Here is a 533-nt window from a genome sequence, read left to right as displayed (position 1 = left end):
TGCCGGTGGTCTCCGGCGTCAGCGGGAGCAGGCAGACGAGGATGTCTGTCTGAGACAGCATGAGCCTGCGACCGTCGTCGCCGTGATGGCAACGGACACCCTCTATCTCGCGCGACGATCGGCTCCAGCCGGCAAGGGCGAAACCGAAGGGTTTCAGCCGTTCGATGACTGCCGAGCCCAAGCTGCCGAGGCCGAGAATGCCGACAAGGATCTCCTGCGCTTGCCTTTGGGGCAAGGCACGCCAGTCTGCCTTTCGCTGTTGACTGAGATAGTCAGGGAGTTGGCGATGCAAGGCGAGCACCGCTAGCGCCACATATTCCTGCATCATCCGGATGATGCCGTCTTCGACCATGCGCACGATCTTGATATGCGCGGGCACTAACTTGTCGTCGAACTGGTCGACCCCGGCACCGATCGAAAACAGGATTTCCAGATTGCGGTAGCGGGCGAGGTCGTCGGGCAGGGTCCATGTGATCAGGTATCGGACCGCATCCGGGTCGACGCTTGCGGGATCCATGGAAAAGGGCACATCC

1 protein-coding gene is annotated in these 533 nt (G+C 61.4%); it reads right to left on the bottom strand.

The window, feature by feature from the left end; genetic code table 11:
* Positions 1-517: NAD(P)-dependent oxidoreductase (locus AC1D0P_RS27980; RefSeq protein WP_477679710.1), on the bottom strand; the 517-nt coding region annotated here is incomplete at its 3' end.
* Between the last annotated feature and the right edge of the window lie 16 nt (positions 518-533).

Source organism: Polaromonas sp. P1_G2 (genome assembly GCF_056405515.1).
The sequence above is the reverse complement of the archived record's forward strand: the minus strand, read 5'-3'. Positions and strand labels throughout refer to the sequence as shown.